Source organism: Tatumella ptyseos ATCC 33301, from assembly GCF_000735525.1.
In the GTDB taxonomy this organism is placed as follows: domain Bacteria; phylum Pseudomonadota; class Gammaproteobacteria; order Enterobacterales; family Enterobacteriaceae; genus Tatumella; species Tatumella ptyseos.
The window spans coordinates 180,822-196,009 of the sequence record NZ_JMPR01000038.1; the positions used below are offsets into that span (position 1 = coordinate 180,822).

A 15,188-nucleotide genomic window follows, 5' to 3' on the forward strand; every position below is an offset into this window, starting at 1 on the left:
TAAAAAAAGAATGCATACGATGAAAAAACCTGAATTTACTGCCGGTGGCGATGCCTCTGCAGATATTGTGATTGTGGGCTCCGGTATTGTTGGCGGGATGATTGCAGACAGATTAGTCAGCCAGGGGTATTCGGTACTGGTACTGGAAGCCGGTTTGCGTATCAGCCGTGCTCAGGCTGTTGAAAACTGGCGAAATATGCCATTTGCTAACCGTGCCGGTTCAGATTTTCAGGGGCTGTACCCTCAGTCTCCGCTGGCCCCTGCGCCGCTCTATTTTCCGCCGAATAACTATGTGAATGTTACCGGCCCCAGTGCCGGGAGCTTCCAGCAGGGCTATCTGCGAACCGTCGGTGGCACCACCTGGCACTGGGCTGCGTCCTGCTGGCGTCATATGCCCAGTGATTTCGTGATGCAGAGTAAGTATGGTGTCGGCCGTGACTGGGCAATTACCTATGATGAAATGGAGCCCTGGTATTGTGAGGCAGAATATGAAATCGGGGTCGCCGGCCCCAGTGACCCTGCCATGCAGTCCCCGCGCGAGCGCAGCAAACCCTACCCGATGGAGATGGTTCCGTTTGCCCACGGAGATGCCTATTTTGCCAGTGTGGTGAACCCGCATGGCTATAATCTGGTGCCTATTCCGCAGGGACGCAGCACCCGCCCGTGGGAAGGTCGTCCGGTCTGTTGCGGTAATAATAACTGCCAGCCTATTTGTCCTATCGGCGCGATGTATAACGGTATTCATCATATTGAACGTGCAGAGCAAAAAGGGGCCGTCGTTCTGGCTGAATCGGTGGTGTATAAGATAGATACCGATGGTAATAACCGCGTGACGGCCGTCCATTGGCTGGATAACCAGGGCGCGTCCCATAAAGCCACAGGCAAAGCCTTTGCGCTTGCCTGTAACGGCATAGAAACCCCTCGTCTGTTACTGCAGGCAGCCAATAAAGCCAACCCGAACGGGATCGCTAACAGCTCAGATATGGTGGGACGCAACATGATGGACCACTCCGGCTTCCACTGTAGCTTCCTGACCGAAGAGCCGGTATGGCTCGGCCGCGGCCCGGCACAAAGCAGTTGCATGGTCGGTCCGCGTGATGGTGCTTTCCGCAGCCAGTATTCGGCTAACAAAATGATCCTGAATAATATTTCCCGCGTGGTCCCGGCCACCAAACAGGCACTGGCGAAAGGTCTGGTCGGTAAGGCGCTGGATGAAGAAATCCGTTACCGGTCGATCCACGGGGTAGATATCTCCATCAGTCTGGAGCCGTTGCCGGATCCTGAAAACCGACTGACGCTCAGCAAAACGCGTAAAGATCCGCATGGCCTCGCCTGCCCGGACATCCATTACGATGTCGGCGATTATGTCCGTAAAGGGGCGACTGCCGCTCATGAGCAGTTAGAACATATCGGCTCGCTGTTTAATGGTAAAGAATTCAATATCACCACCAGCCTGAATGCGAATAACCACATTATGGGCGGAACCATTATGGGTAAATCGGCTAAAGACGCGGTCGTAGACGGCAACTGCCGTACCTTTGACCATGAAAATTTATGGCTGCCGGGTGGCGGTGCGATCCCTTCTGCCAGCGTCGTCAACAGCACCCTGAGTATGGCGGCATTAGGTCTGAAAGCGGCCCACGATATTTCTCTGCGTATGAAGGAGTTTGCATGAAACGTTCCTTCTCCGTCAAAATGAGTGCGCTGGCATTAGTCTATGCCGGATGCCATATGATGACAGCCAGCGCGGCCGATATCGATCAGTCACTGTTAAACCAGGGGCAGCAGGTGGCTACCGCCTCTGACTGCCAGGCCTGTCATACCGCACCAGGCAGCACAACAGCCTTTAGCGGCGGGTATGCCATCGCCTCGCCGATGGGCGCTATCTACTCCACCAATATTACCCCGGATGTGGTCACCGGGATCGGTCATTATACAGAGGCTCAGTTCTCTAACGCCGTCAGACACGGTATCCGTGCGGATGGCGCGCAACTCTATCCGGCGATGCCTTATACCTCTTACCGGATGATGACCGACAGCGATTTACATGCACTGTATTATTACTTTATGCATGGTGTAAAACCGGTCGACCAGAAAAACACCGTCACCGCACTGCCCTTTCCGTTCAATATCCGTTTCAGTATGAAGATCTGGAATCTGCTCTATGCCGATAACAAAGATTATCAGGTCGACCCCGGAAAGAGCGCTGAATGGAACCGTGGTAACTATCTGGTCAATGGCCTGGCCCACTGTGATACCTGCCATACGCCCCGCGGTTTTATGATGAATGAAGAGACCGGCCAGGCCCTGGCCGGTGCCCCGCTGGGCAGCTGGTATGCACCCAATATTACCTCCGATAAAATCAGTGGGATCGGCGGCTGGAGCGATGACGAGATCGTGCAGTACCTGAAAACCGGCCGGGCTGCCGGGAAAAACCAGGCCGCAGGAGGGATGGCTGAAGCCGTTGAACATAGCCTGCAATACCTGCCGGACAGTGATCTGCATGCTATCGCAACCTACCTGAAACAGACAACACCGATACGCACAGAAGGTGAGACGCAGGCCGCTTACAGTTATGGTTCCACGCCCGTGAATGTGGACGATGAAGTTCGCGGTAAAGCGCCCGATAATGCCCGCAATTCGGTGATCTCCGGCGCAGCCTTATTCAGTGGTAACTGTGCCAGTTGTCACCAACCGGACGGTGCCGGAAGTCAGAACCAGGCTTACCCGTCGTTATTCCATAATACGGCGACCGGCATGATCCATCCGCAAAACCTGATTGCCACTATCCTTTACGGTGTTCAGCGGACAACCGGGGGCCATGAAGTATTGATGCCAGGTTTCGGATCAACATCTTCTTATGTGGATCACCTGACCGACCAGCAGGTCGCCGATATCAGTAATTATGTCCTGCATAATTTTGGTAATCCGTCGGTCACTGTACAGGCCGGCGATGTGGCCTGGGTACGTAAAGGGGGGCACCCGCCGGCGCTGGTGTCTTTACAGCCTTATGTTATGCCCGCCATCGCAGTCGTTCTGGTGATCTTTATCCTGCTGATTATCGGTTTACGATTACGACGCAGCCGCCGACACTAGTATCATCCTTTTTCGGGGGGCTATCGCCCCCCTCTTTTTTAACTCTTCGTCAGTTGCCACTGTTGCCTGCAGGCTGCTGTCTGCGCCGGCGAGGCCAGAAAAACCTTCGGTAACGAACAATGGTGATAGAGGGTGCGGTTTTGTACCCTTTTGCCCGGCGTCACGACCAGCAGATATTTCAGCATCTCTTTTGACAGCCTGTCCCGCAGACCCGCGGGCAGGACATTCCCGGCACGATCCTTTTGTATCAGTGTCCGGTAAAAATAGCGCCTGAGCATGACCGGCATGGAAATATCTAACATAATGAGTCCGGTCGCCCGCGCAAGCCGGGATCCCAGATAACGGGTATAATTCCCTTCCATCACCCAGCGTTCCTGCTGCACCGCGGACTCATGCAACGCTAAAAACTCTGCTTCAGGGCGTTCCTGCCAGCGGGTCCCCGGCTGGTGAAATAACTGATCCAGATGTACGACCGGTGAGTCTGTTTTTTCGGCGATAGCGAGAGCTAAGGTGGATTTTCCGCTGTTTGATGGCCCCAAAATACAGATACGAGGCCCGAGATCGGTCAGCGGCAGGAAAGTGTCAGGTATCATTATTCGCTCAGTATCATTGCGGGTGGAAAGGTCGCTGAACAGCACGTAGCCGCCCGCCCATGCCTGGCAGTGGGGTTTGTGCCTTGCCGGAACGACAGGCTGGCCCGGGCGGAGTATGCAGATTACGTGAATACACCTTATGGGTAAAGCCGGAAGCTGTCACCGGCAGGCAATGACGGAAGCTGTCACCGGCAGGCAATGACGGAAGCTGTCACCGGCAGGCAATGACGGAAACATGTGATCCCGTAAACTCTGCATAGGGGAAGGACGTTTTGCCGCCTGATCCCGGAAGGTCCGCCCCGGGTGAGGCGGACTAATGGATCCCCGGGCGGGGGTCGGGAGAAAGGTTATTGCCCCAGTTGCTGTTTAAGTTGCTGCCGGGTGAGATTACTCAGAAACAGACTGCTGCCTGGCTGGAATAAACGTGCTTTATCCAGCCCGCCCGCGATAACCGGATCAAAACCGGCTTTTTCCACCAGTTGCGAGACGACATTCAGCGCCTGTTTATCATCTCCTGCCAGCGGGATCGCAAGTTTCGCGCCGGAGCGATGTGCCTCAGAGCTGAGGGTGTAGGCAGCTACTGAGTTAAAGCCGCGCACCAGATGCGCCCCCGGGAACAGCCCGGCACTGTATCGTCCGACCCCCTCTTTCAGAGCCTCGTTGGCCACCTGCCCGTCTCTGCCGGGATAAGGGTTACTGACATCCAGGACCACTTTGCCTTTCACACTGGCATCAATGGTCTTAGCCAGCGAAGGTAAAGCGCCATAGGGGACGGCCAGTACAATAATGCTGGCTTTCTGTGCCGTCTGTTCGACACTGGCGGCACTGGCCTGTTGCCCCAGTTCAGCAACCTGATTTTTCAGGGCTTCAGGGTGACGCGAGCTGAGGATCACCGGATAACCGGATTTACTCCAGAGTGAGGCCAGTGTACCGCCCATTTGCCCGGCGCCAATAATACCGATGGAGGGTAACGACGCCGCCTGGACGGTTGCCAGAGAACCGATAAATAACAGACCTGCACTCAGTAACGATTTAATTCCTGACACGGGACCTCCTGTTAAGATGACATTATGCTTGTTGCCAGAGTGACATTAAGGGTTGTGGCTGACCGCTGACCGGGTCCTGATGCGGGTAAGGTAAGGTGTCAATCCGCTGGCGCATCGCGGCGGTAGGTGCCGAGCGACAGATATCCCAGTGCTGATCCGGCGGATAGGCACCAATCACCAGGAAATCGTCACTGCTGCCTGAATTGCAATGGCCGGTACCGGCGGGCAACAGGGCCACATCCCCGGCGTGAACCGTCACGGTCTTCCCGCCCGGGCCTCCCAGTATCAGCCGGGCTTCACCGCCGACAAACCCTAAAACCTCATGGGCAGTACTGTGGTAATGATGGAAGTTAAATACCCCGGCAACCCATTGCGGTGGCCAGCCATTGTGCGTCAGTGCCTGTTCCGACTGCTGCGTCACATCGCCGGACAGCGAGAGTGCCTGGCGATAGAGAAGAACCGGCAGGTGCGGGTTATTGGGTACCCAGCCATTGGCGGATAACATAAAATGTTCCGGTACCACCGGCGAGGCAGACTCGCCCCGTGCGGCCGCCGCAAGGATCAACGGCGAACTGACGGCTATCTGAGCCATTACACGTAAAAAATCTCTTCGGGAATCAATCTGCATTTTTCCCCCCGGGTCTGATTCATCACAGGACAATTCAGGCTGCCACCTGAAGATGAAGTGTCGCAGTAACGTTGTCTTTACCAGGTATAAAAGCCAGGGGACGTTTTGTAAACCCGGGGAAAGGCGCGGAGAGAGGCCAGCAGGGGATAAAAAGTGACAAAATATTTCGCCAGACAGGCCCCTGAGGAGCCTGCCGGCAAACGCTTAATCCCGGTGTTTCAGCACTAATGAGCACTGATAAACCACCAGCCCGAAGATACCGAGAGCACCGCCCACCCAAGCGGTGGAGGTCCATCCCAGGCCGGCGTTAATGATCATGCCACCAAAAAAAGCCCCCAGCGCATTAGCAATATTGAGTGCGGAATGATTCATTGCCGCTGCAAGGGTCTGCGCCTTACCTGCCACATCCATCAGACGGATTTGCAAACACGGGATCAGCAACGAGGTTGTCCCTATCAGAAAGGTCACCAGGATCCCGCTGGCGATATGATGGGCCATCAGCGGGAACAGTGCCATCACGACCAGGTTCCAGACCAGTGCCACAGTGATGGCTTTTGTCACACTCCAGTCAGATAAACGTCCGCCTGCCATCATACCGGCGACCATACCCAGCCCAAAGGCCGCCATGACCCAGGGGATCCCCCCTTCCGGCAATCCTGACTCATGGGTCAGCGTCGGGGTGATATAGCTGAAGACGGCAAACATCCCACTGAACCCGGCCGCGCCAGTCAGTAAACTCAACAGAACGCGCGGTGTTTTTAGTGCGGTCAGTTCCTGCAGAGGATGCGCTGACGGATCTCCCTTGCTGTAAGGGATGTAGCTAATGATCATCAGTACACTGACCACCGCGCAGATCCCGACAAACAGGAACGCATAATGCCAGTTAAGATGATGTCCTACCCAGGCGGCCAGCGGAACGCCCAGTAACGTCGCAACCGTCAGGCCGGTCATCATGCGGCCAATGGCTTTTCCCCGTTGCTCCGCCGGAACCATAGAGGCAGCCACCAGTGAGGCGACACCAAAATAAGCACCGTGCGGCAGACCACTGATAAACCGTACTGCGATAAAACTGAGGTAGCCCGGCGCAAAGGCACTGGCCAGGTTACCGGCAGCGAAAAGTGTCATCAGGAAAATCAGCAAACGTTGGCGTGATACTCTGGCACCCAGAACTGCAATCAACGGAGCACCCACCACCACACCCAATGCGTAACTGGTAATCGCATTCCCGGCAGTCGTTACCGACCGGCCCAGCCCGTGGGCCACATCCGGTAACAGCCCCATAATGACAAACTCACCGGTGCCGATAGCAAACCCCCCGAGGGCCATTGCCAGTAATGCGAGGCCGACATGCAGGTTTTTTTGTTGTTCCACGAACACTCCAATACATTTTATTAATATTTACTAAACATTTTCACATACATTCATCAGTAAAGTGAAACCTTAACTTCGCTATTATAGCCACACTTTTTGCTATCTTATGCAGGTCAGCCAGATCCATGTCAGAAAGGCTTAATAAAAGAACACAGTCCGTCTCCGGGGTGGCCCTGCTGGTCGCCGGTGCGTTTTTTATGGAGTTTCTGGATGGAACGGTGATCACGACAGCCCTGCCCTCTATGGCAATCACTTTTTCCGCAGACGTGACCCGGCTCAACCTCGGGATCAGTGCCTATCTTCTGACGCTGGCCGTGCTTATCCCGGTCAGTGGCTGGATAGCTGACCGCTTCGGGGCCCGCAATGTTTTTTCTCTGGCACTGGCCATTTTTACCTTGTCCTCTGTCCTTTGCGGGCTGGCCGACAGCCTGCCTCTGTTCGTCGCTATGCGGATCCTGCAAGGTGTCGGCGGAGCCTTAATGGTGCCGGTAGGAAGACTGGCTGTGTTAAAAAACACCCCAAAAGAACAGCTGATCACGGCCGTTGCCACCCTGACCTGGCCTGCGCTGGTTGCGCCGATCATCGGGCCGCCACTGGGCGGATTGATCACGACCTGGTTCAGCTGGCGCTGGATTTTCTTCCTGAACTTGCCCATCGGGATCATTGCTGTTGTGCTGGCCCGCAGACTAATGACCGTGCAGGCTGAGCCGGAAAAAAGGCCCTTTGATATCACAGGATTTATTTTTTCAACCCTGTCGATGGTCGCGTTTGTTTGCAGTATGGAAATGGCCTCATCATCGCTGCCGTGGTATCTCCCCGCGGGCTTACTGCTACTGAGTCTTTACGGATTCCGGCTGAGCTTTCGACATATGGCGCGGGTTCCTTTCCCGATGATCTCTCTGCAGGCGCTGACCATCCCCACATTCCGGGCGATGCTTGTCGGAGGATTTTTGTTCAGGGCCGCAATTTCAGCCGTTCCTTTTCTTCTGCCTTTATTATTTCAGATGGGCTTTCATCTGGATGCCTTCCATTCCGGACTGCTGGTACTGGCGGTGTTTGCCGGCAACCTGCTGATCAAACCGTTCACCACCCCTCTCCTGCGAAGGTTTGGTTTCAAAACCGTACTGACAGTGAACGGTTTCCTGAACGTCAGTGGAATGCTGGCCTGTGCATTTTTTACACCGCAAACGCCCCACTGGCTGGTGATCCTGATACTGTTTACCGGCGGGATGTTCCGTTCTCTGCAGTTCACCGCGATTAATACGCTGGTGTATTGTGACGTCCCGAAGACACAAATGAGCCACGCGAATGCGTTGTTCAGTACCTCATCTCAGCTCTCAATGGGGGCAGGTATTACTTTTAGCGCCCTTTGCCTTTATCTGGCAGATAAGCTCAGTCAGACCGCGGCTTATCTTTCACAAGTGCCGGCGGTCAGCTACCGGCTCGCCTTTGTTGCCCTGGCCCTGCTTTGCCTGGTGGCCATGGCGGATATTCTGTTACTGGAAAATAAGGCGGGAAGCCAGGTGGCCGGGAAAAAAGACCGGCCGGGTTGAGCGGAGTTACCGGCCTTCCCTTTCCGCTTCCGGCAGCGATTAACTGTAGTAGTAATCCCGTCCGTTATTACGCATAAACCAGCCGGTCAATGCCATACGTTCGGAATGGGTCGGTTTAACTTCATGCAGGATCTGTTCAGACAGGAAGCAAATCATGCTGCCGGCCACCGGCTCTATCATATGTTCCCCGTCGGGCAAATGCAGACAAAGTTGCCCGCCGTCCTGCGTCTGCCAGTTCTGGTTAATATAGACAATAAAGGTGATCGCCCGCCGCCGGTCATTGGCAAAACAGTCATAATGAGGTTTGTAATATGCTCCTTGCGGATATCGGGAAAAATGCCCCTCAAAATCATTCAGACCCAGATAAAATTCCCGGTTCAGCAGAACACGGATCTCTTCCACCAGAGCCAGATAACGCCGGACAGCAGGATCCTGTTCATCCTTATCAATCCAGCTGATGCTGTCAGACCGGATAGATTCATTAATAATATTTTTTAAGCCATTACCAATGCCGGCCTGCAGGAACGTCCGGCTATGGCAAAGCGCAGCCAGCTCTGAAACCCACTGCGGATCCAGAACATTTTGCTGGTAGTACCAGCCCTGGTCACAAAGTTGTTGTATTAACGCCTGATAATCCGGCATAGCGCCCCTGCTATCTCTCATACTGAACGGTGGCAAGAGTATACCGGAGTGATCACCGCTCAACCACAGGATCCACTGTCCGGGCGCACGATATCACGGGCAGAGAGAAGGCAATAATGCACCCGGTGGCGGCTGATTGTGGCAGAGCCGCTATCGGGCAAGCCCCCGGGCCCTGTCAGGCCGCCGGGAGTTGATTCTTCTGCGTCACGGGATTGAAGTTATTCTTCCGAAGCTAAAGGAGAGATATGACCGCTCACGGCCGGGGAAGGCTGACGTGAAATACCGGCATAAATTGCAGCAGCCATCCCCACGCCGATAAACCAGCTAAAACTGGCAATATTATGTAACGCCGGAATAAAGCTTATCAGCAGACATAAGCCGACGGAGGGTAACAGCGTAATAATAGCTTTCGGGTTGACGCCGCGGACATACCAATAACTGCCGGAGGGCGAGTCATTAAAGAGTTCATCGGTGTTAATCTGGCGACGGTTGACCCGGTAAAAGTCGCATAACAGAATACCGAATATCGGCCCGATAAAAGACCCCAGCACATCCAGGGTATAGTGGATAAGCTCCGGTGAGTGGAACAGATTCCACGGCGTCAGAACCACAGATCCGATAGCGGCAATCATGCCCCCCATGCGAAAACTGATCTTCTGCGGTGAGCAGTTTGAAAAATCGAAGGCGGGTGAGACAAAGTTTGCCACAATATTAATACCGATCGTTGCAATGATCATGGTCAGTAAAGCAACCGCCATCGCCAGTCCGCTTCCCACATGGGCTACCGTTTCGATAGGGTCCGTGATCATCCGGCCGAATAATGAATGTGTCCCCGAAACAATAACCACCGTAATAATAGAAAACAGCAGAAAGTTAAACGGTAACCCCCAACGGTTTCCGCGGCGGATATCGTTCATACTGGCGGCATAGCGGGAAAAATCTCCAAAATTCAGTAACGGGCCGGAGAAATAGGAGACCACCAGTGCCACCGCAGACACCATCTGCCAGACCTGTTCTCCGCCGGATAATTGTTTTTCTGCCAGAGTCAGTGAGATCCCCGAGAAACCGGTGCGGGAAATAATCCAGATAGCCAGGGACAGCATCACGATATACACCGCCGGACCGGCAATATCGATAAACCGTTTGATAGCATTCATGCCATGCCAGAAGACCAGTGCCTGCAGCACCCACATAACGGCAAAACAGCACCAGCCTAAGGCGGATAACCCGAGGAAATGCACCTTCGTCATCGGGGCCAGCGAAGGCCAGAATTTCAGTAAAACCAGCATCAGAGCATTGGAAGCCAGCCAGGTCTGAATACCGTACCAGGCAAAGGCAATCAGCCCGCGGATCACCGCCGGAATATTGGCACCAAACACACCAAATGCCTGCCGGCAAACAACCGCAAAAGGCACGCCGCTCATCTGGCTGGGTTTCGCGACCAGATTAGCAAACCACTGGACAATACAGATCCCTGCCAGCAGACACACCAGAACCTGCCATCCCGCCAGCCCCAGAGTGAAGAAACTGGCAGCAACCACATAGCCCCCCATGCTGTGGACATCGGACATCCAGAAAGAAAAAATATTATACCAGTTCCAGTGTTGTTCCCTGACCGGTGCCAGATCATCATTGGTCAGCCGCGGGCTGTAGCCCGGTTTGCTGTGCCCCGTGAGGTGTGGTTCCTTTTTTTTCGGCATAGCTGAAGTCCCCTGTCGAGATACTGATGAGAAATGTCTTCTGACAGCCTGCAGGATCCGGACCAGTTTTAATTTTTGTATACAAAAATGGAAAAATAAGTATACCTTGTCAGGGACGATGACTCAGGAGAAGACGATGTCAAACACCACTCTTTACCGTGAAGGTACAGACGGACAGGAAAAAGAGCAGCAGATCCGCGAAGCATTAATCAAAGCGATGGTGGAACATCAGCTGCCCCCTGGCAGTAAACTTCCGGAAGAAGCACTGGCCGACGCATTCGGGATCAGCCGGACAGGGATCAGGAAAGTGCTTACGCGCCTTGCCACAGTGCAAATGGTCAATATGACGCCCAAAAAAGGGGCATATGTCGCTAACCCTTCGGCGGAAGAGTCCGGCATGATTTTCAAAAGCCGTACGCTGATTGAACTGGGAAACCTCCCTGACGTGATCAGCCGGTTGCAGGCAAAAGACGTCACAGAGCTGGAAGAGATTCTGGTGCAGGAGCATCGGGCCAGCCATGACAGGGATATGGCTGCCGCGATCCGCTACTCCGCTCTGTTCCATACCCGCCTGCATGCGATAGCCGGAAACACGGTGCTCAGCGAAATCATCACCAACCTGACGTTACGATCTTCTCTGGTGATCGCCGCCTGGGGAGATCAGTGGCATCAGGGGTGTAATGAGTCAGATCATCAGCAACTGCTCAATGCACTGCGTGATAAAGATCTGATGACGCTATCGGCACTGATGCAGCAACACTTCGATAATATCGTCAGTCGTCTGAATTTTAATCGCAAAAAATCCCCGACCCCGGATTTCCGTAAATTATTTTCGCATTAGTGCCGGAGAGACTATGTCAGATTATTGTATACAATTAATTAATCCGAATACTTGTCAGGCAATGACAGAAAAAATGGCGCGGGCAGCCCGTCAAGCCGCCCCGGCAGACACCCGGATCCTCGCGGTGAATCCGCAGGAGGGCGTGCCGTCTATTGAAGGGCATTTTGACGAAGCTGTTGCGGTCACCGGCGTGCTGCAACAGATAGCGGCGGGACGTCAGCAAGGTGTCGATGGGCATATCATCGCCTGTTTCGGAGACCCCGGGCTGCGGGCTGCCAGAGAACTGGCTACGGCCCCCGTCGTCGGCATTGCAGAAGCCGCGATGCATATGGCCACCCTGGTGGCGACGAAGTTTAGTATTGTCACTACCCTGCCCCGCACGGTGATCATCGCCAGACACCTGTTACAGCAATACGGGTTCAGTGATCATTGTGCCTCTGTCCGTACCATCGAACTCCCCGTGCTGGCACTGGAAGAACAGGAAGCGGTGGCCCGGGAGGAAACCCGTCGCCAGTGCCTTGAAGCCATCAAATATGACCATTGCGGTGCGATTGTTCTGGGCTGCGGAGGCATGGCCGGTATCGCCCGGGAACTGACACGGGAAACAGGTGTGCCGGTGATTGATGGCGTCAGTGCCGCAGTCAGACTGGTGGGGGCCCTGGCGGCACTCGGGCTGACCACCAGCAAGCACGGAGATTTAGCCTATCCCCTGAAAAAACCATTAACCGGCATGTTTGCCGGCCTGAATCCTTTCTGAGCAGGTCAGGCGCCGGAGGTTGCGTCAGACCCATCGCCACTTTATGCTTAACTTATCGATCACCGCCCTGGTCACTCCGGGGTATGTTTGCAGTGATACGGACCGGCTTACCGCGTCTGTTCTGATAAATGAGGATCATCATGGTTGCATCACCTCTCTCTGAAAAAGCCCTGACTCTGGGCCATGGCCCGGCATTACTTGAAGTTTTTCTGGAACCCACCTGCCCGTTCTCTGTCCGTGCATTCAATAAGCTGGCAGGATTAGTCAGCCTGGCAGGCGAAGAGCAGCTCTCCGTCAGGATCTATCTGCAATCCCAGCCGTGGCATATGTTTTCCGGCGTCATTGTCCGCTGCATTCTGGCCGCTAAAACGTTGCCGGAAGGTAACGCCGCGGCCCTGAAAATCATGCAGGCCGTCGGTGAACATCGTGAAGAGTTCGAATTTGAAGACCACTGCCGTGGCCCGAATATGACGGCCACGCCGCAACAGATTATTGAACGTATCGAAAAATACAGCGGTATCCGTGTCAGTGACGCTTTTGATAAACCGGAACTGCAGCAATTAATTAAGTGGCACTGTAAATATTCCCGTCAGAACGGTATTCATGTCTCGCCGACATTTATGATCAATGGATTAATTCAGGCAGATATGGGAAGCGGTGAGGAGATTAGTCAGTGGGCGGAGAGGATCCGTAACGCATAGTACCTTGTAGTAAATCCGCGGTGAATATCGCCGGTATTCACCGCCATTATGCCCTCTCCCGGCAATACAGTCGTAAATTTTTTTTATTACTTTGATGCAAATCACACTTTTGTGTTTCTCCGCAAAGGCGTAAGATGGTGTTTATCACCCAATTCCTGTGTGGAAATATCCCGGATGCTCCGTTAATTCAAACACCCCAAGGGTTACCTGTTTTCAGGTGACAACAGACGACGTGCGCCCTCAGGGCGGCCTGCAATTATTTTAAATAACGATTTAATATAAAAAATGCATAATTCATTACTTTTCCGGCTTCGTTTTGCCTGCAAAACGACATTTGCCCTTGTGATGGCGTTGGTCATGAGTTTTGTCCTGCAACTGGACACCCCGAAATGGTCGATGATGACAGTGGCAATTATTGCGGCATCCCCCGCCTTTGCCTCCGGCGGTGAACCCATGACCGGAGTATTGAGATTCCGCGGCTTTCTGCGCCTTATCGGGACCGCTATCGGCTCTGTCGGTGCAGTGGTGATTATCTGCGGCCTTTCACGGGCACCGGTGCTGATGCTACTGGCCTGCTGCCTCTGGGCGGGGGTGTTCTCCTGGGTGTATACCGTCGTTAAACAGGAGGTTTCTTACGCCTTCGGATTGGCCGGGTACTCCGTCTTTATTATTCTGGTGACTGCCTGGCAGGACCCACAAGCCGCACCGCAAATCGCAATATATCGTTCACTGGAAATATCGCTCGGACTGCTGTGCATTATATTTTCCGACTTACTGTTTCTCCCCCGCAGTATTAAACCGCAGATCCGGCGGTTTATTGATGAATGCCCGCTGGCTTTATTCCGCTTAATGAGTTGCTGCTTCACTGCCAGTAATGAGCAGGAGTTTGAAGAGCGTTTTAAACTTATGCTGGAAGAATGCAAAAAATTTAATGCCATGCGCCAGGTTTTAAAAATGGAGTCGACCCATAATAATCCGTTAGTGCATCAGCGGTTAAAAGGCATTAATGGTCTGATGTTCCATCTGTGTACCCTGACCTATGAAACCTGGCAATACTTTCAGCAACAGCCGGAAAAGCGCAGCACCAGCTGGTATTTACTGTTTAATCATCCCGTCGCAAATAATGCTGCCCTGGCCCAAAAAATTCATCAGTTCAGCCTGCTTATTCCTCAGCTTTCTCCCGGCCAGACGCCTTATGCGCTCTCCTCCTGGATAAAAGGCCTGAAAGAGTTACGTATTCTGTGCACCGGCGTGCAGTCGAAAGTACCGTTGCATGAGGTCGAAAAAGAGATCATCAGCCGCTATGCGATCAATGCCGCTGCCTCGGTGCAGAAGTCTCATGCACTGGTCAACGGTCTGCGTACCTTTCTGACCGGACTGGTGGGATGTTGCCTGTGGCTGACCACTACCTCTTCGGCGATCACCGGATTTCTGATTATTTCGAGCATCGTGTCAACCCTGGCGATGCGCGCCGAAAACCCGCGTAAACTGGCTATGGACTTTATCTACGGCATGATTTACATCCTGCCCGTCAGCCTGTTCTATTACCTGGTCGTGGTACCGTCCACTCAGCAAAGTTTTCTGCTGCTGATTATGGCCATCAGTCTGCTGGTTTTCTTTTTCTCCCTCTGCGTACAATGGAAAATTCCTGGCAGCGCGGCTTCCCTGATGTTTATTTTTAACCTGATCCCGATCACTAACCCGGAAACATTCAACTTTAATAACTATATGGACAGCGCTCTGGGGCAGATCCTTGGCGCGGTAGTGACCCTGACCATCATCTGGCTGATCCCGGATTTAAGTAAGAGCACCCTGTCGAATGCCCTGCTGCGGAGTATTCTGACCACGTCATTACAGACGCTGACGACTAACCCTAAACGTCGTAAAATCAGCCGACTGAGTGCGTTATATGATGATTTGCTGCTGCTGATCACCATGGATAGCCGTAAACTGATGCGCTACCGGCTGGGTATTAACCTGATCATTATTTACCGTCGTATTACCGCACTGAATATTCCTAATCTGCAGACACTTTCTGATTTCCACCAGCAAATCCGCGAGGCTGCTCATGACCTGTCTCACCAGCGGATGGCTATACAACGGGAACGTGCCTACCTGAAGCTTCAGCAATTGCTGCATGAATATCTGCTGGTTATCCGTATTCTGCCGGACCCGGAAAAAATAACCCTGGTCGTCAATGACCTGCAAAAACTGCTCCTTCAGTACCGGGGAGAATTACTGAGTCGTTGACCGCCAGGTC

At 53.5% G+C, this 15,188-nt stretch carries 13 protein-coding genes; 7 read left to right on the top strand and 6 right to left on the bottom strand.

Annotated features, from left to right (window positions below):
• The first annotated feature begins 19 nt into the window (after positions 1-19).
• Positions 20-1,675 (top strand): GMC family oxidoreductase, encoded by a 1,656-nt coding sequence (locus GTPT_RS12750; protein WP_025901742.1) that lies wholly within the window; start codon positions 20-22, stop codon positions 1,673-1,675.
• A gap of 56 nt (positions 1,676-1,731) precedes the next feature.
• Entirely contained in the window at positions 1,732-3,096 is a 1,365-nt protein-coding gene (locus GTPT_RS12755) for a c-type cytochrome (protein ID WP_235501104.1), read from the top strand.
• Between the two features lie 38 nt (positions 3,097-3,134).
• Here GTPT_RS12755 and GTPT_RS12760 read toward each other — a convergent pair whose 3' ends face one another.
• The 4 genes from GTPT_RS12760 to GTPT_RS12775 all read right to left on the bottom strand — a co-directional run bounded on the left by GTPT_RS12760 (position 3,135) and on the right by GTPT_RS12775 (position 6,734).
• A complete protein-coding gene (locus GTPT_RS12760; protein WP_029989334.1) occupies positions 3,135-3,689 on the bottom strand; it encodes a P-loop NTPase family protein in 555 nt (184 codons plus the stop codon).
• A gap of 347 nt (positions 3,690-4,036) precedes the next feature.
• The gene (locus tag GTPT_RS12765) at positions 4,037-4,735 is read right to left on the bottom strand and encodes an NADPH-dependent F420 reductase (RefSeq protein ID WP_025901739.1); all 699 of its coding nucleotides are present in this window, start codon (positions 4,733-4,735) and stop codon (positions 4,037-4,039) included.
• Between the two features lie 22 nt (positions 4,736-4,757).
• Positions 4,758-5,363: a cupin gene (locus GTPT_RS12770; RefSeq protein WP_029989336.1), complete on the bottom strand. Its 606-nt coding sequence runs from the start codon at positions 5,361-5,363 to the stop codon at positions 4,758-4,760.
• Between the two features lie 204 nt (positions 5,364-5,567).
• A complete protein-coding gene (locus tag GTPT_RS12775; protein WP_029989337.1) occupies positions 5,568-6,734 on the bottom strand; it encodes an MFS transporter in 1,167 nt (388 codons plus the stop codon).
• A gap of 125 nt (positions 6,735-6,859) precedes the next feature.
• Here GTPT_RS12775 and GTPT_RS12780 point away from each other — a divergent pair, with 125 nt between their 5' ends.
• A complete protein-coding gene (locus tag GTPT_RS12780; protein ID WP_029989338.1) occupies positions 6,860-8,287 on the top strand; it encodes an MFS transporter in 1,428 nt (475 codons plus the stop codon).
• A 39-nt stretch (positions 8,288-8,326) separates the two neighbouring features.
• Here GTPT_RS12780 and GTPT_RS12785 read toward each other — a convergent pair whose 3' ends face one another.
• Together GTPT_RS12785 and GTPT_RS12790 are read right to left on the bottom strand one after the other, a co-directional pair.
• Positions 8,327-8,929, bottom strand: a complete 603-nt coding sequence (locus GTPT_RS12785; protein ID WP_025901737.1) for a 2OG-Fe(II) oxygenase — start codon at positions 8,927-8,929, stop codon at positions 8,327-8,329.
• A 218-nt stretch (positions 8,930-9,147) separates the two neighbouring features.
• A complete protein-coding gene (locus tag GTPT_RS12790; protein ID WP_029989340.1) occupies positions 9,148-10,629 on the bottom strand; it encodes an NCS1 family nucleobase:cation symporter-1 in 1,482 nt (493 codons plus the stop codon).
• Between the two features lie 136 nt (positions 10,630-10,765).
• Here GTPT_RS12790 and GTPT_RS12795 point away from each other — a divergent pair, with 136 nt between their 5' ends.
• From GTPT_RS12795 to GTPT_RS12810, 4 genes are all read left to right on the top strand, one after another.
• Positions 10,766-11,470: a GntR family transcriptional regulator gene (locus GTPT_RS12795; protein WP_029989341.1), complete on the top strand. Its 705-nt coding sequence runs from the start codon at positions 10,766-10,768 to the stop codon at positions 11,468-11,470.
• A 13-nt stretch (positions 11,471-11,483) separates the two neighbouring features.
• Entirely contained in the window at positions 11,484-12,227 is a 744-nt protein-coding gene (locus GTPT_RS12800; RefSeq protein ID WP_025901735.1) for an aspartate/glutamate racemase family protein, read from the top strand.
• Positions 12,228-12,367: 140 nt separating this feature from the next.
• On the top strand, positions 12,368-12,928 hold the full coding sequence (locus GTPT_RS12805) for a DsbA family protein (RefSeq protein ID WP_029989342.1): 561 nt from the start codon (positions 12,368-12,370) through the stop codon (positions 12,926-12,928).
• A 285-nt stretch (positions 12,929-13,213) separates the two neighbouring features.
• Positions 13,214-15,178 carry an FUSC family protein gene (locus GTPT_RS12810; protein WP_055725588.1) on the top strand — a complete coding sequence of 655 codons (1,965 nt, stop codon included), beginning with the start codon at positions 13,214-13,216 and terminating at the stop codon, positions 15,176-15,178.
• Positions 15,179-15,188: the final 10 nt, after the last annotated feature.

What these genes read in the sequence shown, in the direction of transcription:
- GTPT_RS12750 (WP_025901742.1), top strand. Translation starts at nt 20, where the DNA reads ATGAAAAAACCTGAATTTACTGCCGGTGGCGATGCCTCTGCAGATATT.
- GTPT_RS12755 (WP_235501104.1), top strand. Translation starts at nt 1,732, where the DNA reads ATGATGACAGCCAGCGCGGCCGATATCGATCAGTCACTGTTAAACCAG.
- GTPT_RS12760 (WP_029989334.1), bottom strand. Translation starts at nt 3,689, where the DNA reads ATGATACCTGACACTTTCCTGCCGCTGACCGATCTCGGGCCTCGTATC.
- GTPT_RS12770 (WP_029989336.1), bottom strand. Translation starts at nt 5,363, where the DNA reads ATGCAGATTGATTCCCGAAGAGATTTTTTACGTGTAATGGCTCAGATA.
- GTPT_RS12780 (WP_029989338.1), top strand. Translation starts at nt 6,860, where the DNA reads ATGTCAGAAAGGCTTAATAAAAGAACACAGTCCGTCTCCGGGGTGGCC.
- GTPT_RS12785 (WP_025901737.1), bottom strand. Translation starts at nt 8,929, where the DNA reads ATGCCGGATTATCAGGCGTTAATACAACAACTTTGTGACCAGGGCTGG.
- GTPT_RS12790 (WP_029989340.1), bottom strand. Translation starts at nt 10,629, where the DNA reads ATGCCGAAAAAAAAGGAACCACACCTCACGGGGCACAGCAAACCGGGC.
- GTPT_RS12795 (WP_029989341.1), top strand. Translation starts at nt 10,766, where the DNA reads ATGTCAAACACCACTCTTTACCGTGAAGGTACAGACGGACAGGAAAAA.
- GTPT_RS12800 (WP_025901735.1), top strand. Translation starts at nt 11,484, where the DNA reads ATGTCAGATTATTGTATACAATTAATTAATCCGAATACTTGTCAGGCA.
- GTPT_RS12805 (WP_029989342.1), top strand. Translation starts at nt 12,368, where the DNA reads ATGGTTGCATCACCTCTCTCTGAAAAAGCCCTGACTCTGGGCCATGGC.
- GTPT_RS12810 (WP_055725588.1), top strand. Translation starts at nt 13,214, where the DNA reads ATGCATAATTCATTACTTTTCCGGCTTCGTTTTGCCTGCAAAACGACA.